Annotated in this window: 18 protein-coding genes; all 18 read left to right on the top strand. The window is 61.0% G+C overall.

The window, feature by feature from the left end; genetic code table 11:
- The first annotated feature begins 81 nt into the window (after positions 1-81).
- The 18 genes from ISP18_RS13095 to ISP18_RS13010 all read left to right on the top strand — a co-directional run bounded on the left by ISP18_RS13095 (position 82) and on the right by ISP18_RS13010 (position 19,316).
- The gene (locus tag ISP18_RS13095; RefSeq protein WP_380012512.1) at positions 82-2,295 is read left to right on the top strand and encodes a beta-glucosidase family protein; all 2,214 of its coding nucleotides are present in this window, start codon (positions 82-84) and stop codon (positions 2,293-2,295) included.
- A 145-nt stretch (positions 2,296-2,440) separates the two neighbouring features.
- Positions 2,441-3,397: a muramoyltetrapeptide carboxypeptidase gene (gene ldcA / locus ISP18_RS13090; protein WP_380012509.1), complete on the top strand. Its 957-nt coding sequence runs from the start codon at positions 2,441-2,443 to the stop codon at positions 3,395-3,397.
- Positions 3,398-3,752: 355 nt separating this feature from the next.
- A complete protein-coding gene (gene ribH / locus ISP18_RS13085; protein WP_380012506.1) occupies positions 3,753-4,214 on the top strand; it encodes a 6,7-dimethyl-8-ribityllumazine synthase in 462 nt (153 codons plus the stop codon).
- Positions 4,214-4,660: a transcription antitermination factor NusB gene (gene nusB / locus ISP18_RS13080; protein ID WP_380012503.1), complete on the top strand. Its 447-nt coding sequence runs from the start codon at positions 4,214-4,216 to the stop codon at positions 4,658-4,660. Before ribH ends, nusB begins: the two co-directional genes overlap by 1 nt.
- Before the next feature lie 175 nt (positions 4,661-4,835).
- Complete coding sequence (thiL, locus tag ISP18_RS13075; RefSeq protein WP_380012500.1) at positions 4,836-5,795, top strand: thiamine-phosphate kinase; 960 nt, start codon at positions 4,836-4,838, stop codon at positions 5,793-5,795.
- A complete protein-coding gene (locus ISP18_RS13070; RefSeq protein ID WP_380012497.1) occupies positions 5,792-6,289 on the top strand; it encodes a phosphatidylglycerophosphatase A family protein in 498 nt (165 codons plus the stop codon). The genes thiL and ISP18_RS13070 overlap by 4 nt, the downstream gene beginning before the upstream one ends.
- 115 nt (positions 6,290-6,404) lie before the next feature.
- Positions 6,405-7,169, top strand: a complete 765-nt coding sequence (locus tag ISP18_RS13065) for a hypothetical protein (protein WP_380012494.1) — start codon at positions 6,405-6,407, stop codon at positions 7,167-7,169.
- Positions 7,170-7,180: 11 nt separating this feature from the next.
- A complete protein-coding gene (locus ISP18_RS13060; protein WP_380012491.1) occupies positions 7,181-8,149 on the top strand; it encodes a potassium channel beta subunit family protein in 969 nt (322 codons plus the stop codon).
- 211 nt (positions 8,150-8,360) lie between these two features.
- On the top strand, positions 8,361-8,570 hold the full coding sequence (gene hemP / locus ISP18_RS13055) for a hemin uptake protein HemP (RefSeq protein WP_380012488.1): 210 nt from the start codon (positions 8,361-8,363) through the stop codon (positions 8,568-8,570).
- 93 nt (positions 8,571-8,663) lie between these two features.
- Entirely contained in the window at positions 8,664-9,224 is a 561-nt protein-coding gene (locus ISP18_RS13050) for a hypothetical protein (RefSeq protein WP_380012485.1), read from the top strand.
- A gap of 169 nt (positions 9,225-9,393) precedes the next feature.
- Positions 9,394-10,665: an efflux RND transporter periplasmic adaptor subunit gene (locus ISP18_RS13045; protein WP_380012482.1), complete on the top strand. Its 1,272-nt coding sequence runs from the start codon at positions 9,394-9,396 to the stop codon at positions 10,663-10,665.
- A 29-nt stretch (positions 10,666-10,694) separates the two neighbouring features.
- The gene (locus tag ISP18_RS13040; RefSeq protein ID WP_380012479.1) at positions 10,695-11,417 is read left to right on the top strand and encodes an ABC transporter ATP-binding protein; all 723 of its coding nucleotides are present in this window, start codon (positions 10,695-10,697) and stop codon (positions 11,415-11,417) included.
- Between the two features lie 106 nt (positions 11,418-11,523).
- The gene (locus ISP18_RS13035) at positions 11,524-12,834 is read left to right on the top strand and encodes an ABC transporter permease (protein ID WP_380012476.1); all 1,311 of its coding nucleotides are present in this window, start codon (positions 11,524-11,526) and stop codon (positions 12,832-12,834) included.
- Between the two features lie 15 nt (positions 12,835-12,849).
- The gene (locus ISP18_RS13030) at positions 12,850-14,082 is read left to right on the top strand and encodes an ABC transporter permease (RefSeq protein ID WP_380012473.1); all 1,233 of its coding nucleotides are present in this window, start codon (positions 12,850-12,852) and stop codon (positions 14,080-14,082) included.
- A gap of 40 nt (positions 14,083-14,122) precedes the next feature.
- A complete protein-coding gene (locus ISP18_RS13025) occupies positions 14,123-15,439 on the top strand; it encodes an ABC transporter permease (protein ID WP_380012470.1) in 1,317 nt (438 codons plus the stop codon).
- A 10-nt stretch (positions 15,440-15,449) separates the two neighbouring features.
- Positions 15,450-16,676, top strand: a complete 1,227-nt coding sequence (locus ISP18_RS13020) for an ABC transporter permease (protein ID WP_380012467.1) — start codon at positions 15,450-15,452, stop codon at positions 16,674-16,676.
- Between the two features lie 49 nt (positions 16,677-16,725).
- Positions 16,726-18,051 carry an ABC transporter permease gene (locus ISP18_RS13015; RefSeq protein ID WP_380012464.1) on the top strand — a complete coding sequence of 442 codons (1,326 nt, stop codon included), beginning with the start codon at positions 16,726-16,728 and terminating at the stop codon, positions 18,049-18,051.
- Between the two features lie 11 nt (positions 18,052-18,062).
- A complete protein-coding gene (locus ISP18_RS13010; protein ID WP_380012461.1) occupies positions 18,063-19,316 on the top strand; it encodes an ABC transporter permease in 1,254 nt (417 codons plus the stop codon).
- Positions 19,317-19,326 lie beyond the last annotated feature (10 nt).

Raw genomic sequence — 19,326 nt, 5'->3', positions numbered from 1 at the left:
GACTGGCCATATTCATCACTGCCACGAGGTGCGCTTCGTGGCATCCTTCGTCCGGTTGAAAACCAGCTCGAAGGGATCACGATGAAGCTCGCCAATCTGCCGTTTGCCCGCACCGCCTTGTTCACCGCGCTTTCGCTGGCTTGCCTCACGCCGGCTTTCGCCGATCAGGCCGCTTCGTCGCCGGATCAGCGCGCGACCAAGTTGCTCAAGCGCATGTCGCAGGACGACATGCACCACATGGTGCAGAGCTATAACGACATGATGTCGCTGCAACAGCAGCAGGGCGGCATCGGTGCAGCAGGTTATGTGCCTGCGCTGCCGAAGCTCGGCATTCCCGCCATGCAGCAGAACGACGCCGGTATCGGCGTGCACAACTATCCGATCGATCAGGGACCGGGTAAGCAGCCGGCGCATGTGCGTGGCGAAGCGGGCAATACCACGGCGCTGCCTTCGCTGATCGGCATTGCCGCAACCTGGAATCCGCAGATCGCGTACGAAGGCGGCCGCATGATCGCGGACGAAGCGCACCGGCAAGGTATCAACGTGCTGCTGGCCGGCGGCATTAACCTCACGCGCGAGCCGCGCGACGGGCGCACGTTCGAATACCTCGGTGAAGATCCGCTGCTCGCCGCGCGCATCGACGGTGGGGAAATTCGCGGCATCCAGTCGCAGCACGTGATCTCCACCATCAAGCATTACGCGTTGAACGACCAGGAAACCAATCGTCTCACGGTGAGTTCCAACATCGACGAACAGGCGATGCGCGAATCGGATTTGCTCGCCTTCGAGCTGGCGATCGAAGACGGCCATCCCGGCTCAGTGATGTGCGGCTACAACAAAGTCAACGGCGTCTGGGATTGCTCCAACAAGCATTTGCTCAACGACATCCTCAAGGGTGATTGGAAATACCCAGGCTGGGTGATGACGGACTGGGGTGCCGATCACGGCGTCATGGATGCGATGGCCGGCACCGATCAGGTATCCGGCATCGATGCTGTGACGAGTTTCAGCTTGGGGCAAACGTCGAGTAGCTTCGGTACACCGCTGATCCAGGCTATCGATAAGGGCGAGATTCCGCACAGTCGTCTGGAAGATATGGTGCATCGCATTCTGCGTTCGATGTATGCAGTTGGCCTGTTCGAGCATCCGCCGGTGACCAAGCCGCTTGATGTTGACGCGGATGCGCTGGTCGCACAGCATGCAGCCGAGCAGGCAATCGTGTTGCTGAAGAACGATCACGATCAGTTGCCGTTGAACGCGGACGTCAAGACGGTTGTGATCATTGGCGGTCATGCCGACGCAGGCGTGTTGTCCGGTGGCGGCTCAGCGCAGGTATGGCCGATCGGCGGCCCAGCCATTCCGGCAGTGAAGACGCCAGATTGGCAGTGGAAAGTCTACGATCCTTCCTCGCCGATGAAGGCGCTGCAGAAGCTGCTGCCGAACGCAAAGATCACGTATGACGACGGCAGCGATCCGGCCAGAGCTGCGGCGTTGGCAAAATCGTCCGACGTTGCGCTCGTGTTCGCTACGCAATGGACCTGTGAAGGTGTCGATCAGCCGAACCTTTCGCTATCGGACAAGCAGGATGACCTGATCGACGCGGTGGCCGCAGCCAATGCACACACCGTGGTGGTATTGGAAAATGGCGGCCCGGTGAAGATGCCGTGGCTGTCGAAAGTCAGTGCGGTGGTTGAAGCCTGGTATCCCGGCGCGCGTGGCGGCGATGCGATTGCAGGCGTACTTAGCGGCAAGGTGAATCCATCCGGTCGCTTGCCTGTAACGTTCCCGCAGGACGAGCAGCAACTGCCGCGTCCGCAGATCACCAATGCGCAGGAAGTGGATTACAACATCGAAGGCGCGGCGGTCGGCTACAAGTGGTTCGACAAGAAGAACCTGCAGCCGCTGTTTCCGTTCGGCTTCGGTCTTTCGTACAGCCGCTTCGACTACAGCGATCTGCATGTCACCGCCCAAGGCGATCGCGTGACGGTCAGCTTCAAAGTAAGCAATGCAGGCGGGCATGCCGGCATGGATACGCCACAGGTGTATGTGAGCTTGTCTGGCGACAGCAGTGAAGCGCCGCGTCGGCTGGCGGGTTTTGAAAAGGTATCGTTGCGGCCAGGGCAAAGCCGCACGGTTTCTGTCACGATCGATCCGCGTTTGCTGGCGACGTTCGATGTGCCAGGGCATCAATGGAAGATCGCGGCGGGCAGTTATCCGATCCAGGTCGGACATTCTTCGCGGGATCTGGTGTTGAAAGGCGAAGCGACGATCGCCGCCGCGACAAACGCGCCTTGATGTAGGTTGGGGTGAGCGTATGCGAACCCCAACCTAAGCGCTGCCGCCACGCCACGATTTGTCCGCGGTGACGCCATAGCGATGCCCTCGTCCACGGATTCGAATGATATAGAGTGCATTCCTCGCCAACGGAACGAGCCATTCCATGCAGGCACAAGCCCCCTGCCATGTCCGCCTGATCGCCCCCTCCGGTTACCCGCACGATCGTGATGCCATGACACGCGGCATCGCGCGTCTGCGCGATGCCGGCTGCCAGGTGGAAGGCGTGGACGTGATCGATCGCACGGAGCTGCGCTACGCCGGCAGCGATGTCCAGCGCGCCGCGGATATCAATGGCCTTGCCATGCTCGATACGTTGCCGGACATCGCGCTCTCCATCCGCGGCGGCTATGGCGCCACGCGCCTGCTGGAACATCTGCATTACGACGCCTTGCGCGAACGTCTCGCCGGTCAGTCGATCGCGCTGGTCGGACATAGCGATTTCACCGCCCTGCAGATGGCGCTGTATGCGAAGAGCGGCATCGTCACGTTCGGCGGCCCGATGTTGGGGCCGGATTTCGGCGCACAGCGGTTGAGCCCCCTGACGTGGCGGCATTTCTGGCGCACGCTGAGCGCGCCGCACGGCAACGCGAGCTGGGACTGCGGAGAAGAAGCGGCGGAGCTGGCGGTGGAAGGGCCGTTGTGGGGCGGCAATCTCGCCATGCTGTGCAGCCTGCTGCAGACGCCGTATTTCCCGCGTATCGAGGGCGGCATCCTGTTCGTGGAGGACATCGGCGAGCCGCCGTTCCGGATCGAGCGCCTGCTCTATCAACTGCACTTGTCGGGCGTGTTGGGGCGGCAGCGGGCCCTGATCCTGGCGGACTTCACCCAGTGCCGCCCGGCGCCCTACGACAACGGCTACGACCTGGACGACGGCTTCGAGCAGATCCGCCGCATCGCGGGCATTCCGGTGCTTTCGGGTATGCCGTTCGGGCACGAGGCGGATAAGTTCACCCTGCCGTTCGGTGTGCCGGCGCGGCTACGCGTGGTGGGGCGCAGGGCCAGCCTGGATTTCCATGGCTACCCCCATTTGCGCCGGGCTCACGAACCTTCCATGGCCTAGGGATGCTCTGATCCATTCTTCGCAGGCGGCATGATGTCCAGAACCGCAGGCTGTGTTGCTCGGCGCAGGGCAGACTGGCCGTGTGTTCAAGCCGCGCGGCGCAGCCTGCGGGCCTTCTGGGCATCACCCTTCGGGCCGGCCCTGTCTGTCCGCATGCCTTCGGTCCATCGTCTCGACAGACGGCCAGTCTGCTTTCGCCGATGCCCCTGTGGCCTGCGAACAGACAGGGCCGGTGACGCCTACGAAGAATGGATCAGAGCATCCCCGGACACTCAGCGAGCAGGTCCGCGAACAAACCCGTAAAATAGCGCGCTCGCCGCGGGCCGAGCCGCCCGTTCACAGGAATTCAAGCAACATGAAGATCATCGAAGGCGATTTCGCCACGCCCAAGGGCCGCTTTGCCATCGTCGCCGGCCGCTTCAACGGCTTCGTCGTAGAACCGCTGGTTGCAGGTGCGCGCGATGCGCTGGTGCGCCATGGAGTGAGCGACGACGCCATCGACGTGATCCGCGTGCCAGGCGCGTGGGAAATCGGCCTGGCTGCGCACAAGCTGGCGCACTCGGGTAAATACGCAGCGGTGATCGCGTTGGGCGCGGTGATTCGCGGCGCTACGCCGCATTTCGATTTCGTCGCCGGTGAGTGCGCCAAGGCATTGACCCAGGCAGCGCTCGGTTCCGGCGTGCCGGTGTCCTTTGGTGTGCTTACCACCGACACCATCGAGCAGGCCATCGAGCGTTCCGGCACCAAGGCCGGCAACAAGGGCGCTGATGCCGCCATGGCCGCGCTTGAGATGGTCAATCTGTACGGAAAGCTGTAATGAATCAACGTCCCGAGGGCATCGATCTCGCCGCACGTTCGCGCGCTCGCCGACGTGCGCTGCAGGCGTTGTACGCCTGGCAGATGAGCGGTAGCGCGATGAAATCGGTGATCGAACAGTTCCGCCACGAGCAAGACATGGAAGTGGCTGACCTGGAGTACTTCGAGGATCTGCTGCGCGGCGTGGAAACGCACGTGAGCGAACTGGATGAGGCACTTAAGCCCTATATCGATCGCGAAGTGGAGCAGATCGATCCGATAGAGCGCGCGGTACTGCGCCTTGCCGCCTACGAATTGAAGTACCGCCCGGATGTGCCATATCGCGTGATCATCAACGAAGCGATCGAGGTGACCAAGCGCTTCGGTGCGGATCATGGGCATAGCTACGTCAATGGCGTGCTGGATAAGCTGGCGGCGCAGACGCGGGTGGTGGAGAAGCAGGGCTGATCAGCTTTCCGCGTCAGAGCATCCAGCTGGCACGACGTGTAATCTCGTTCGGCCGTCATTCCCGCGAAAGCGGGAATCCATTTTGCTCTGATGCAAAAGCGACAATGGATTCCCGCTTTCGCGGGAATGACGGCAACGCAAGGTAAGGCATCACGGAAGGGAGTAAACGCATTCCATGGAATTCTCCCTCATTGACCGCATCCGCCAACGCACCGCCCAAGGTCGCGACGACGTGCGCCTCGGCATTGGTGACGACGCCGCCCTGCTGGCAATGCCGCCGGGCCAGGAACTGGCCGTGGCGATCGACACCATGGTCGAAGGCGTGCATTTTCCCATCGGCACAGCAGCGGTGGATCTCGGCTGGAAAGCGCTGGCGGTAAATCTTTCCGATCTCGCCGCCATGGGCGCGACGCCGGCCTGGGCGCTGCTGGCGCTCACACTGCCGAATGCGGATGCGGCCTTTGTCGACGGTTTCGCCGACGGTTTCGCGCAACTTGCGCAAGCGTATCGGCTTGCGCTCGTGGGCGGCGATACCACGCGCGGCACGCTCACCATCAGCGTGGCAGTGCACGGCTTCGTTCCCCCCGGCAAGGCGCTCACGCGCGCGGGTGCGCAGGTGGGTGACGTGGTGCTGGTCACTGGCACCCTGGGCGATGCGGCGGGTGGTTTGCAGCTGGTGCAGCGGGGCGGGCGTAGCGATGCGCAAGCGAGCTATCTGATCCAACGCATTCATCGACCTACACCGCGCGTTGCGGCAGGTCTTGCTCTGCGCGGCCACGCCAGCGCCTGCATCGATGTTTCCGATGGCTTGCTTGCCGATCTTGGGCATATCTGCACGTCCAGCCACGTGGGCGCGGAAATAGAGGCCGCGTTGTTGCCGCGCTCATCGGCCTTACTCGACCTGTTCGACGATGCCACGTCGTGCGATTTCGCCTTGAGCGGCGGCGACGATTACGAACTGTGTTTCACCGTACCACCGCAACACGTCGCCAGCGTGCAAACGGATCTTGCCAGACTAGGCTGCGGCGCTGCGCGCATCGGTCGCATCGTAGAAGGCCGCGGCGTGAACGTGCGTGACCGCGAAGGCCGGCAGCTCGAACTCGTCCACCAAGGCTGGGATCACTTCGGCGCATGAGCGAACGCAAAATACTCACTCGCGAACAACGCCGCGCGCTGCTTTCCACACCGGCCGGCTGGCTGGCCTGCGGCTTCGGTTCCGGCCTCGCGCCGGTGGCGCAGGGCACGTTCGGCTCGCTCGCGGCGATCCTGCCGTGGTTGCTGCTGCGTCAGCTTTCGTGGTCGCTCAATCTGCTGGTCATCGCCATCGGCTTTGTAATCGGCGTGTGGGCCTGCGACGTCGCGGGCCGCAAATTGGGCGTGGACGATCATCGCAGCCTGGTGTGGGACGAGTTCGTCGGTCAGTGGATCGCGCTGCTGCCTGCGCTGCTGGCGCCCTGGTGGGCGATCGTCATCGGCTTTGCATTGTTTCGTCTGTTCGACGTGTGGAAACCCTGGCCGATCGGTTATCTGGATCGGCACCTCAAGGGCGGCCTGGGCGTGATGATGGACGACGTCATTGCGGGGCTGTTTGCCGCGGTCGTGCTAAAGCTGGTGCTGATGTACGCGTAATGCGGGCGATATCGCAAGATGCCGCGATCCGTCATCGAACGATGGCATGGCGCTAACGGAAGCTCGAGCGTCCTTGTTATCGTAAGGCCCTCTTCAATGCATAGAGGTGAGCGCCATGGGCATGGCATGGACGAAAAGGCTGGCGGCGTCGGTGGCGATTTCGCTGCTTGCGTTCGCATACGCCGCGCACGCGCAGCAAGGCGGCGGTAACACGGAAGATTCCGGCTATCTTGCGCAACATTTCAGCTTCGAGGCGCTCAACCCCGATGTGAAGGACGCGATCACGCACGCGAATCTGGCGCCCGTGTCGTTCCAGAAAATCGTGCTGCATACGCGCGACGTGATGACCTCGCCGGATCAATCGCAACCATCCACCTACTCCTCCACGGTGACGCTGGAAAACGCCGGCCACGGTCTGGTGCGGCGCGTGGAAGTAGTGCAGGACAACAGCGGCAGCAGTACCGCGACGCGCCTGGATCTTACTTATCGCGGTTATTTTTCATTCCTCACCCAGGGTATATCCGCGCGCGCGACCAGCCTTCCGCCCGTGCAGGAAACGCGCAAAGTGCTGCGCTTCGATACTGGCACCAGCGGTCATGTGGCCTTCGTGCATCTGTATGGCAGCACGGGCGCGCCGACCTTTCAGGATCCAGGCCAGTTCCTGTGCGACAGCGGGAAAAGTTACAGCGCCGCGCAGCTCAACGCTTCGATCGATGGCCAGGCGGTGGAGTTGAACTGCCGGATCATCGACACCAACGGCATCGAAACCGACAAGGTGGCGTTGGCGTATCTCGAAAAATATGGCGTGGCTGTCACGCTGCGTACGCATAATGGCCAGCGTACCGTGGATAGCAGCATTCTCGATTTCAGCGCGCACTGAAGGAGATACCCATGCAATACCGTCGTCTTGGTCGCACCGGCTTGCAGTTGTCTGCGCTGTCGTTCGGCGCATGGGTAACCTTTGGCCGCCAAGTAGGGCGCTCGGAAGCGCGCGAGTTGCTGGCACTGGCCTGGGATCGTGGCATCAACTTTTTCGACAACGCCGAAACCTACAATCACGGCGACGCCGAGCGGCTGATGGGTGACGTGCTGGCCGATCTGCGCTTTCCGCGCGACAGCTACTGCGTGTCGAGCAAAGTGTATTTCGGCGCGGCAGAAAAGCCGCGGCCCACGCAGCGCGGTCTATCGCGCAAGCATGTGATCGAAGCGTGCAACCAGGCACTGGAACGATTGCGCGTGGGACACCTGGATCTTTATTTCTGCCATCGCCCCGATCCGGAAACGCCGATCGAGGAAACGGTGGCGGCGATGGATACGCTGATCCGCCAAGGCAAGGTACTGTACTGGGGTACCAGCGAATGGCCGGCCACGGCGATTCATGAGGCGCATCGCATTGCGCAGGCCATGCACATGTATGCGCCGGTGGTGGAGCAGCCGCAGTACAACCTGTTGCATCGCGAACGTGTGGAGCACGAATACGCACCGCTGTACGCCAGCTACGGCATGGGCACCACGATCTGGTCACCGCTCGCCTCGGGCCTGCTAAGCGGCAAATACAGCCAAGGCATTCCGGATGGCTCACGCCTCACGCAGCCGGGCTACGAATGGTTGCGCGACTTGGTGCTGGGGGAGGGCGGTGAACGGGTGGAAAAGATAAAGCACTTGCCGGCGATTGCCGCAGAAGTGGGCGCCACGCCGGCGCAGCTTGCCATTGCGTGGTGCTTGGCCAATCCGAACGTGTCGACGGTGTTGCTGGGTGCGAGCAGGAAGGAACAGTTGGAGCAGAACCTTGGCGTGCTGGAACTGTTGCCGCGCTTCGATCTGGCGTTGAAGGAGCGCATCGAGCACGCACTGGCGTGATGCCATATAGGTTGTTGGTGAGCGTACGCGAACCCCAACACCGTGATGTTTGTCGTGTCGTATCGTGTTGTTGGGGTGCTGCTGTCGTCTCGCCGCCAACCGACGCTCGAGCTCAACCTGACGGCATTCATTCGGACGCGCCGAAATGATGGCTTGACTCACAAATGAGAATCATTATCATTCAATCGTCCCTCGACGATGGAGTCCAGCCATGTCCACCACCGGCACGCTACTCACCCTCTCCCAATCCGCGCCACCGCGGCCGTCGAACGTAGACGACGCAGGCACGCCGGTGGCTGCGGTCCGCCGCATCTCCAGCCATCGCCTGCTTGCCGGCGAGCGCGAGCTGGTGATCCAGCACATGGGCAGCGAATACCACCTGCGGTTGACCCGCAACGGCAAGCTAATCCTTACCAAGTGAACCTGCCGCTGCATTCGCAGCAGCTTCAAACCGCAATTGCTCTGCCAGCACGCTCACGCCGACGCCAGCCGGGTCTTCACCTAGGAGATCGCTATGTTCGGATGGCTGTCCGCCCGCTCCACTTCGCTTTGCCGCCGCGCGCCGCGCGCGGTTGTGTCCCGGCGCATCCGGCAGATCACGCCGCATGCACTGATAAACATGCTGCCTGGGCTTGGCAGCGTGCTTTACCTGCACGCCAACTCGAATACCGCGGTGCCGGATGCCTTGCCGCAGGGCTTGCTGATCGCGCAACGCAGCTTCACTCCCTTGCTGGATGCGCACTGGCTGGTTGCCGTCAGCGTAGTGACCGACGACGGTCCGCGCGAATGGTGCGAATGCGTGGATCGAACCGGACACACGCGTGCGCGCTGGCATCTGCTGCCCGATACCGACTACCTCGCCTGGGATGCGTTGACCGCTCCCTGCACGGGAATGCCCGCGCCGATCGATACGCAACCTTTGCGGCCAGATCACGCGAGCGTAGTGAATTTCCGTCTACGCGAATTTGCCGGCATGCAGATTCTGGATCAGGACCTTGTCGCCCCGCTCTCGCCGCTGGGCGATCGCATTGCCGCGCGCATTGCACGCGCCGAGTCCGCACTGCTGCAGTCCTAGCGTGTGCGGCGTCTGTCCACTGTCCGGCGAGTGTCCGCGGACAGCCGGTGTTGGTGCGATGATGCATGCAAGTGATTGATTAAAATACTCTAAATTGCCATCTCGGCACTGGCACGCAGATTGCTGATCATGATCAGGGGCCGCACTGTCCGCGGCCAAGGACTGCATCATGATTCGTGACACTTCCGCCCAGGACCGCCTGATCTCGGTCAAGGCCAATCCCAGGAAAAAGCTTCTATGGATCGGCGGTGCCGTGGCCGCTGTGATCGTATTGGCCTTCCTCCTGCCGGGCATCACGCGTCTGTTTTCTGCCGACTCTTCAGTAAGCGCTTCACGTCTGGCCTTCGCCACCGTGGAGCGCGGTCCTTTCGTGCGTGATATCGCGGCCGAAGGCCAGGTGGTAGCCGCGGTGAGCCCCACGATGTACGCCACTTACGGCGGCGCCGTGACGCTGAAAGTGCACGCGGGCGATACGGTGAAGAAAAACCAGGTGCTGGCAGTCATCGACAGCCCAGAACTGGTCAACAAACTTGCGCAGGAACAATCCAACGCCGACGCGATGGAAGTCGACTATCTGCGCGCGCAGATCGATGCGCGCAAGAAGCAATCGGAAATGCAGAAGGGCTACGACAACGCCAAGATCGACGAAGAAGCCACCGAGCGTGATTTCAACCGCTACCAGAAGGCCTACACACTCGGCGGCGTGCCGCAGATGGACGTGGACAAGGCGAAGGACACGCTGACCAAGGCAAAAATCGCCCTGTCGCATGCGCAGGCCGATCTCAATCTCGACAACAACACCGGCACTTTCGACATCAAGGCCAAAAAACTCGCGCACGACCGCCAGGTACTGCTAGTGCAGGATCTGCAACGGCAGGTGGACAACCTCAACGTGCGCTCGCCGGTCGACGGCCAGGTCGGCCAGCTCTTCATCGCCGAACGCGCCACCGTGGCGAAAGATGCGCAACTACTCAGCGTGATCGATCTGTCCGCGCTGGAAGTGGAAGTGAAAGTACCGGAAAGCTTCGCGCGCGACCTTGCCGTGGGCATGGGTGGCGAAATCAGCGGCAACGGCAACAACTGGAAAGGCCTGGTCAGCGCGATCTCGCCCGAAGTGGTAAACGGCGAAGTGGCCGCGCGTGTGCGCTTCGAAGGCGGCACGCCCAAGCAACTGCGCCAGAACCAGCGTCTGTCCGTACGCATCCTGCTCGACCATCGCGAAAATGTGCTCACCGTGCAGCGCGGTTCTTTCGTGGACGAATCTGGCGGTAGCTACGCCTACGTCGTGCGCGATGGCATCGCCACCAAGACGCCGATCCGCGCGGGCGAAAGCAGCATCGACAAAGTGGAGATTCTCGAAGGTCTGAAAGAAGGCGACAACATCGTGATCTCCGGTACCGACAATTTCAAAGGCGCACAGCGCGTCGTGATCAGCCGCTGACGGCAAACACCAACCGAAGGATAAAACTCATGCTGAAGATGACGCATCTCTCCAAGGTCTACCGCACCGAAGTCGTGGAAACGTACGCGCTTCGCGATTTCAACATCGACGTGAAGGAAGGCGAGTTCGTCGCCGTGACCGGGCCGTCCGGTTCGGGTAAAACCACCTTCCTCACCATCGCCGGTCTGCTGGAAACCTTCACGGGTGGCGAATATCACCTCGATGGTGTTGAAGTGAGCCGTCTGGACGACAACGCGCGCTCGAAGATTCGCAACGAAAAAATCGGCTTCATCTTCCAGGCGTTCAACCTGATTCCCGATCTCAACGTGTTCGACAACGTGGAAGTGCCGCTGCGCTATCGCGGCATGAAGGGGCCGGAGCGCAAGGAACGCATCATGGGCGCACTGGAGCGAGTCGGTCTGGCCTCGCGCGCTAAGCACTATCCCGCCGAACTTTCCGGCGGTCAGCAGCAGCGCGTAGCCATCGCACGTGCATTGGCCGGCAGCCCGCGCCTGCTGCTCGCCGACGAACCCACCGGCAACCTGGATACGCAAATGGCACGCGGCGTGCTCGAACTGCTGGAAGAAATTCATCGCGAAGGCGCCACCATCGTGATGGTGACGCATGATCCGGAACTGGCCGCACGCGCACAGCGCAACGTGCACATCATCGACGGTCAGGTGGTGGATCTTGCCGAAGATCCGCGTTTCCACACCGCGTACACCGCGGCTGCGGGTCAAGTTCGCGGCTGACGCTCTTCGCTCCCTCTCGCCCCTCTTTGATTAAGGATGGGCGAGAGGGCTGGGGTGAGGTGCCAACCTCGCCAAAAACTTTCACATCGAGATCGAACACATCCCCATGTTCGCCTACTACCTCCAGCTCGGCCTACGCAGTCTACGGCGCAACCCTATGCTCACCGCGCTGATGGTGATGGCCATCGGTTTCGGTGTGTCTGCGTCGATGATTACCTATTCGGTATTTCGCGCGGTGTCTGGCAATCCGATACCGGAAAAATCCGCGCAATTGTTCGTGCCGCAGGTCGACGCGTGGGGGCCGCAGCAGAATGAAAAAGGCGAGCCGGCCGGTGCGCTGACATATACGGATGCCATAGCCTTGATGCGGGCGCACCAAGCATCGCGTCAGACGCTCATCTATCCGGTGATGCTGTCTGCTCTGCCGTTCCGCGCCAACAGTGTGCCAGTGGCCGCCAGCGGCTATGCCGTGATGAGCGATTTCTTTCCGATGTTCGACGTGCCGTTTTCGTACGGCAGCGGCTGGAGCGGCGGTGATGACGAGCAGAGGGCGACCGAGGTCGTGCTCTCGCAGGAATTCAATCAGCGCATGTTCGGCGGAGCCAATAGCGTGGGGAAGGAAATCACGCTGTCGGGACATGACTATCGAATCGTCGGCGTAACGAAACATTGGAATCCCTCGCCCCGCTTCTATGCAGTCTGGGGCGAAAGCGGCTTCAACGATCCGCCCGATTTTTACGTGGTGCTCAATCGCATGCTTGATCTGAAGATCGATACCTTCGGTAGGAATAGCTGCCGCGGCCACCTGACCTTCACTACCTATGATCAATGGTTGCAAAGCAACTGTGTATGGCTGATGCCGTGGGTGGAACTGGATACGGCCGCTGACGTCGCGCACTATCGCCATTTTCTCGAGGCGTACGCGGCCGATCAACAGCACGCGGGACGCTTTGCGTGGCCGTCCAATGTGCGTTTGCGTGACGTGATGGAATGGCTCGAGCAACAGAAGGTTGTGCCGCCCGAAAGTCGTATTTCGCTGACGGTGGCGGCAGGTTTCTTCGCCATCTGTTTGGTCAACACGATCGGGCTGTTGCTGGCCAAATTCCTGCGCCGTGCTGGCGAGATTGGTGTGCGCCGCGCACTTGGCGCGACTCGTCATGAAATCTATGCGCAGTACCTGGTCGAGGCCGCCGCCGTCGGTCTGGCCGGCGGCTTGCTGGGTTTGCTGCTGACGGCAATAGGCATGTCCGGCGTGGGGCTGCTGTTTGCACCCGAGATCGCGAAGCTGGCGCATCTGGACATTTCGCTAGTGGGTATGACGCTGGTGGTGGCCATTTTCGCCACCGTGGCGGCTGCGTTCTATCCCGCTTGGCGGGCTGCGCAGGTGCAGCCGGCCTGGCAGCTGAAATCCAATTGAGGCGAGGAAGCAAGCATGCAGATTCAACCGATACTCGCCGCCCTGCGCCGCCACAAGGCCGGCACCCTGCTGATCGCCCTGCAGATTGCGCTGACCCTGGCGATTGTTTGCAACGCACTGTTCATCATCCATCAGCGTCTGTCGCATCTGTCCGAGTCCAGCGGCGTGGATGAAGCTAACCTGTTCGTGATTTCAAACATGTGGGGCGAGGAGTATTCAACGGAGGAGGCAGCCGCCAAGGTCAAGCAAGATCTCGCAGTCTTGCGGCAATTACCTAGCGTGCAAGATGCCACGCCCAGCAACAACTACCCAATGAGCGCCGGTGGATGGGACAACTTCATCACCATGACGCCGGAGCAGGTCAAGCCAACCACCGACGCATCGGTCTATACCGGCGACGAACAGTTTCTGCGCACGCTCGGCCTGAAGTTGATTGCGGGGCGGGATTTCCGCGCGGACGAAGTGCTCAACCTGGGCAACCGCGAGAACGTCATTCCACCCGTCACCATTGTCAGCAAGACACTGGCCGACAAGCTGTTCCCCAAGGGCGATGCGCTCGGAAAAGCGTTCTATTCCATGAGCAGCACGCCGACCACCATCATCGGCATCGTGGAAACCCTACATCGGCAGGACGTCGATACGTGGAGCGCGCCATACGCGGGTCAGTCGATGATCTGGCCCATACGTCTGGCTATGCCAGTGGGTGTGCGCTATCTCGTGCGTGCCAAGCCGGGCCAGCTAGAGGCCGCCATGCACGAAGCGCCCAAAGCGCTGTACGCCGAAAATCGCATGCGCATGATCGATCCGAAGGATGGCCTCCTCAGCTTTGCTCAAGTGCGCGAGCGCGCCTTCGAGCGCGACCGAGGCATGGCCATACTTATGGGCATCATCTGCGTTGTGCTGCTGGCGATTACCGGTGCCGGCATCGTCGGCCTCACCAGCTTCTGGGTCGGTCAGCGCCGTCGACAAATCGGTGTGCGCCGTGCACTGGGCGCCACACATCGCGACATCCTGCATTATTTCCTGACGGAGAACCTGCTGATCAGCCTGGGCGGCATCGCGATCGGCGTGCTGCTGACATTTGGCTTGAACCTCTGGCTGGTGACGCGCTTCGAATTGAAGGTGATGCCGCTGGCTTATGTGCTGAGCGGTGTGGTGATCCTGCTGTTGCTTGGCCAAGGCGCGGTGTTCGCACCAGCATTGCGCGCATCGCGCGTGCCACCAGTAGAGGCGACGCGACCGGTATGAGCATGCATTCGTCGGCCCGCAAGGGGAGGGAGTGATCAGCATGCTCGCTCACTATCTCCGTCTTGGCCTGCGCAGCCTGCGGCGCAATCCGATCCTCACGGTGCTGATGGTGCTTGCCATTGGCGTGGGCGTGGCGTCGTCGATGACCACTTATGCCGTTTTCCGTGCTGTATCGGGCAATCCGTTCCCGGAAAAATCCGCGCAGCTTTTCGCGCCGCAAATCGATATCTGGGGGCCGGAAGCCCGCGCTCAGGGACAGGACCTTCCCGACGCGCTCACTTATACCGACACCATTGCCTTGATGCGCGAGCACAAGGCAAAGCGCCAGACCGCGATCTATCCCGTCAACTTCACCCTCGTTCCGGATAGCGCGTCGAGTGAACCGTTTGCCGTAAGCGGTTATGCCGCCAGCGCCGATTTCTTTCCGATGTTCGAGGTGCCGTTCGTCTATGGCGGTAGTTGGAACGCTGCGCAAGACGAAGCGCGCGCCGCCGTGGTGGTGATCAGCGAGCAACTCAATCAGCAGCTGTTCGGTGGCGCCAATAGCATTGGCCGCACGGTGCGCCTGGGCGATCACGATTACGAAATCGTGGGTGTCGTGGCGAATTGGAATCCGCGCCCTCGCTTCTACGACGTGAACAATTCCAACGGTTTTACCGATCCGCCGGATTTCTTCCTGCCGTTCACGCGCGCGGTGGACATACAAACGGATACCGCCGGCAACAACAATTGCTACGGCAGCGCTGGACGCAAGCCTGGCTATGACGGTTGGTTGCAATCGGATTGTGCGTGGGTGTCCTACTGGGTGGAACTGCCGGACGCCCATGCAGCGAAGGCTTATCGCGATTATCTGGAAGGCTATGCGGCCGATCAGACCCACGCCGGGCGTTTCCACTGGCCACCCAGCATCACCTTGCGCAACCTCACCCAATGGTTGGATTACGAAAAGGTGGTGCCGCCCGAGGCGCGCATTTCCCTTTTGTTGTCGCTGGGTTTTCTGCTGGTCTGCCTGGTCAACACCATCGGCTTGATGCTGGCGAAATTCATGCGTCGCTCGGCGGAGATCGGGGTGCGTCGTGCACTGGGCGCTTCGCGGCGCGAAATCTGGGCGCAGTTCCTCGCTGAGGCGGCCATGGTCGGCATCAGTGGCGGCGTGGCAGGCGTGCTTTTTACCGGTGTCGGCGTGCTGAGCATCGGCCTGGTATTCGAACCGGATATTGCGCGGCTTGCGCATATCAACATCGCGCTGGTGGGCTTGACCTTGCTCGTCGCCGTGACGGCCACCTTGGCCGCCGCGTTTTATCCCACCTGGCGCGCATCGCGGGTACAACCCGCGTGGCAGCTCAAATCCAATTGAGGCGATGAGCATGCAAATTCGCCCGATCCTCGCCACGCTTCGCCATCACAAGGCCGGCACCTTGCTGATTGCATTGCAGATTGCGCTGACGCTGGCCATTGTCTGCAATGCGCTATTCATCATCCACCAGCGGCTGGTGCATCTGTCCCAACCTACTGGTTTGGACGAGGCAGACTTGCTGATGGTGCACAACCAATGGGTTGGCCAGCCCGCGTCCGGCAAGATTGCATCGTTAATGGCAGCGGATCTCGATACGTTGCGAAGAATGCCGGGCGTCGCCGATGCCTACGCCAGCAACAGCTATCCGTTGAGCGGGGACGGTGTTACCTACGGTATTGGCCATAACCCCGACAAGCGAAAATTTGTGTCCGCCACGGCCATCTATTTCGTGGATCAAAACAGCTTGTCCACGTTGGGCTTGAAACTCGTCGAGGGTCGCAACTTCCTCGCGGACGAGATAGGCCAACTTGGGCCGCGTGACAAGATCGCCGCTCCCGTCATCATCATCACCCGTGATCTGGCCAAGCAGCTTTTCCCGAATGGTTCCGCGGTAGGCAAGCTGGCTTATGCCAGCGATCGGCCAAGCACCATCATCGGTGTGGTCGAACGCATGCAATCGCCGTTCGTGGACACCAGCATGGCGAAATGGGCGGATTGCTCCACATTGCTGCCCTTTCAATGGTTGACCGGTACCACGCAATACATCGTGCGTGCACAGCCAGGGCAGTTGCTGAGCGTGGCGGGCCGTGTTCGCGCGAGCTTGTATGCAGCCAACCGCATGCGCGTGATCAGCCCGAAGGATGGTGTGCGAACCTTCAGTGACGTGCGCGAAGTCGCGTACAAGAGCGATCGCGGCATGGCGATCTTGATGGGCGCGATCAGCATCATTCTGCTCGGTGTGACGGGCGCCGGCATTGTGGGGCTCACCAGCTTCTGGGTCGGCCAGCGTCGCAAGCAGATCGGTGTGCGGCGTGCGTTGGGGGCGACGCGGCACGACATTCTGAGCTACTTCCTCACTGAGAACCTCTTGATCGGTGTGGCCGGCGTCACGCTGGGCGGCCTTCTGGCAATCGTGTTGAACCTCTGGCTGATGAACCAGTTCGAGATGGGAAGGCTGGCGCCGGGTTATGTGGTGAGTGGTGTCGTGATGCTTTTGCTACTGGGGCAAGGGGCTGTGCTGGCTCCTGCATGGCGGGCTTCGCATGTGCCGCCGGTGGAAGCGACGCGTTCGGTATGAACGGAAAAGTTCTTACGCAGGAACGAACAATAGAAACGGGGAGGTAATTATGTTGGGCTATTACTTTGATCTGGCACTACGAAGTCTGAAAAGAAGCCCTGGCCTCACCATGCTGATGATCTTGATCGTCGGCTTTGGCGTCGCCGCGTCCATGACCAGCTATTCAGTGTTCCGTGCTGTGTCGGGCGATCCGATTCCATGGAAGTCTTCGCAACTGTTCGTGCCGCAGATCGATATCTGGGGGCCGAAAGGGCAATCGGACGGTACCAACAACAACGAGCCGCCGGAAGCGATGGATTACACCGATGCAGTGGCGCTGATGCGTGAGCACCGCGCAAAGTTTCAATCGGCCATGTATCGCGTGTCGCCGTCGATCGTGCCGCCCGATGCAAGCAAGCATCCCATCAACGTTGGCGGCCATGCCGTGTACAGCGAGTTCTTCCCGATGCTCGACGTGCCGTTCAAGTTCGGTAGCGCATGGGGCGCAGATGGCGACGCGCAGCGCGCGGCCGTGATAGTGATCAGCGGCAAGCTCAACCAGAAGCTGTTTGGCGGTACCAACAGCGTGGGCAAGACGATCGACATCGACGGCAAGGATTATCGTGTCGTGGGCGTGCTGGGCGATTGGAACCCCAAGCCGGTGTTCTATGACGTCGTAAACACGGGCGGATTCACAACCGGGCAGGAAGACGTATTTCTGCCCTTTACCCGCGCCATCGACGTGGCTATGCCCAACGATGGCAACACCAATTGCTCGGAGATTCCCAAAGGTTCGGGCTTCGTCGGTCTGCAGCAATCCTCTTGCGTCTGGATCTCCTACATGGCCGAGCTGGACGACAAGGCTGCGGCATCGGCTTATAAAGACTATCTGGATGGCTACTTTCGCGATCAGAAGGCGGCTGGTCGTTTCAACTGGCCTGTCAACAATCGATTGCGCGATCTGCCTGCGTGGCTGGAAGCCGAGCACGTCGTGCCGAGCGACACCAAGATCTCGCTGATGGTGGCGTTGGGCTTGCTGTTGGCCTGTCTGGTGAATACCGCCGGTCTGTTGCTGGCGAAATTCCTGCGCCGCAGTTCGGAAATTGGCGTGCGTCGCGCACTGGGCGCACCACGTATGGCCATCTATTCGCAATTCCTGATTGAAGCGGCCACCGTCGGATTGACCGGCGGCGTGCTCGGCCTGTTGCTCACCTGGGTGGGTGTGCATAGTGTGAGTTGGGTATTGCCTAAGGAAATCGCCTCGCTGGCGCGTGTCGACGTTGTCCTGCTGATGCTCACCCTGGCGGTGTCTGTGATTGCCACCATGCTGGCGGGCCTTTATCCCACCTTTCGTGCTTCGCGCGTGCAGCCTGCGTTGCAGCTGAAAACGAACTGAGGAATTCCGCTATGACCTTGCATCCCATGATCGCGGCATTGCGCAAACACAAAGCGGGTGTGGTGCTGATTGCTCTGCAAATTGCGGTGACCCTTGCCATCGTCTGCAATGCGATCTTTATCATCTATGCGCGCATCGAAAACGTGCGCCGGCCTACCGGATTGAATGAGAACAACCTGTTCCTGGTGACCCAGCAGTGGGTCGGCGCGCCGAGCGGAGACGATCCTGCCAGTGTCCAGAAGCTCGATGCGATGTTGCGCGAGGATCTCAGTGCGCTGCGCGCGATGCCCGATGTCGAATCGGTGGCACCGGTCAACTCCGTGCCGCTGCTTCAATCGAGCTGGAATGGCTCTATATCGCTGAAGCCCGGTTCCGAACTGCGTTCGGGTAATGCGCGCAGTACCTACTATTTTGGTGACGAGCAGCTGTTGAAAACCATGGGATTGCACCTGGTTGCCGGGCGTGGCTTCACGGCGGCGGATGTGACCAACAAGGCCTTCCGCGACAACTCGGAGCCGAGCATCGTGATCGTTACCAAAGCACTGGCCGACAAGCTGTTTCCGCAAGGGAATGCGATCGGCAAAGTGGTCTATCTCGATGGCGCCTCCAGCCCAACCACCATCATCGGTGAAGTGGAACGTTTGCAGGTGCCTTCGGTTAGCACCTGGGCCAGCAGTTTCGTATGGAATTCGACCATCGAGCCGGTCCGGTTGAACGCCAACTTTTCGCGCACGCTGGTACGTGCCAAGCCAGGACGGCTGGAGGCGGCCATGCGTGCGGTGCCACCCACGCTGTATGCGGTCAATCCTATGCGCGTACTCGACGACGATAGCGTCAAGTCGTTCAAGGATATTCGCGCCGAAGCCTATCGTGCGGACATCGGCATGGCGGCACTCATGGGCGCGGTGTGCTTGATCCTGCTTGCGGTCACTGCGGCGGGTATCGTCGGCCTCACCAGCTTCTGGGTCGGCCAGCGCCACCGCCAGATCGGAGTGCGGCGCGCGTTGGGTGCGCGCAAGATCGACATCCTGCATTACTTCCAGCTGGAGAACCTGATGATCGCCGGCGGCGGCGCCGTCGTAGGCATCGCGCTCGCCGTTGCCTTGAACCGTGTGCTGATGAGCAAGTTCGAGATGGAGAGCATGCCGGTCTATTACGTGCTGATTGGTTTGGCCGTGGTGATGCTGCTGGGGCAAATCGCGGTATTCGTTCCTGCGCGACGTGCTTCGAACGTGCCGCCGGTAGTGGCGACGCGGTCGGTGTGAGGCGCAGGGT

Source organism: Dyella humi (genome assembly GCF_044904605.1).
Taxonomy (GTDB): Bacteria; Pseudomonadota; Gammaproteobacteria; order Xanthomonadales; family Rhodanobacteraceae; genus Dyella_B; species Dyella_B humi.
Note: the sequence above shows the minus strand (reverse complement) of the source record. Positions and strands in the feature narration are given on the sequence as shown.

Coding starts and splice junctions, on each gene's coding strand:
- ISP18_RS13060 (WP_380012491.1), top strand. CDS start 7,181: ATGCAATACCGTCGTCTTGGTCGCACCGGCTTGCAGTTGTCTGCGCTG.
- ribH (WP_380012506.1), top strand. CDS start 3,753: ATGAAGATCATCGAAGGCGATTTCGCCACGCCCAAGGGCCGCTTTGCC.
- ISP18_RS13025 (WP_380012470.1), top strand. CDS start 14,123: ATGCTCGCTCACTATCTCCGTCTTGGCCTGCGCAGCCTGCGGCGCAAT.
- ISP18_RS13065 (WP_380012494.1), top strand. CDS start 6,405: ATGGGCATGGCATGGACGAAAAGGCTGGCGGCGTCGGTGGCGATTTCG.
- ISP18_RS13010 (WP_380012461.1), top strand. CDS start 18,063: ATGACCTTGCATCCCATGATCGCGGCATTGCGCAAACACAAAGCGGGT.
- ldcA (WP_380012509.1), top strand. CDS start 2,441: ATGCAGGCACAAGCCCCCTGCCATGTCCGCCTGATCGCCCCCTCCGGT.
- hemP (WP_380012488.1), top strand. CDS start 8,361: ATGTCCACCACCGGCACGCTACTCACCCTCTCCCAATCCGCGCCACCG.
- ISP18_RS13030 (WP_380012473.1), top strand. CDS start 12,850: ATGCAGATTCAACCGATACTCGCCGCCCTGCGCCGCCACAAGGCCGGC.
- ISP18_RS13020 (WP_380012467.1), top strand. CDS start 15,450: ATGCAAATTCGCCCGATCCTCGCCACGCTTCGCCATCACAAGGCCGGC.
- ISP18_RS13045 (WP_380012482.1), top strand. CDS start 9,394: ATGATTCGTGACACTTCCGCCCAGGACCGCCTGATCTCGGTCAAGGCC.
- ISP18_RS13050 (WP_380012485.1), top strand. CDS start 8,664: ATGTTCGGATGGCTGTCCGCCCGCTCCACTTCGCTTTGCCGCCGCGCG.
- ISP18_RS13035 (WP_380012476.1), top strand. CDS start 11,524: ATGTTCGCCTACTACCTCCAGCTCGGCCTACGCAGTCTACGGCGCAAC.
- ISP18_RS13095 (WP_380012512.1), top strand. CDS start 82: ATGAAGCTCGCCAATCTGCCGTTTGCCCGCACCGCCTTGTTCACCGCG.
- thiL (WP_380012500.1), top strand. CDS start 4,836: ATGGAATTCTCCCTCATTGACCGCATCCGCCAACGCACCGCCCAAGGT.
- nusB (WP_380012503.1), top strand. CDS start 4,214: ATGAATCAACGTCCCGAGGGCATCGATCTCGCCGCACGTTCGCGCGCT.
- ISP18_RS13015 (WP_380012464.1), top strand. CDS start 16,726: ATGTTGGGCTATTACTTTGATCTGGCACTACGAAGTCTGAAAAGAAGC.
- ISP18_RS13070 (WP_380012497.1), top strand. CDS start 5,792: ATGAGCGAACGCAAAATACTCACTCGCGAACAACGCCGCGCGCTGCTT.
- ISP18_RS13040 (WP_380012479.1), top strand. CDS start 10,695: ATGCTGAAGATGACGCATCTCTCCAAGGTCTACCGCACCGAAGTCGTG.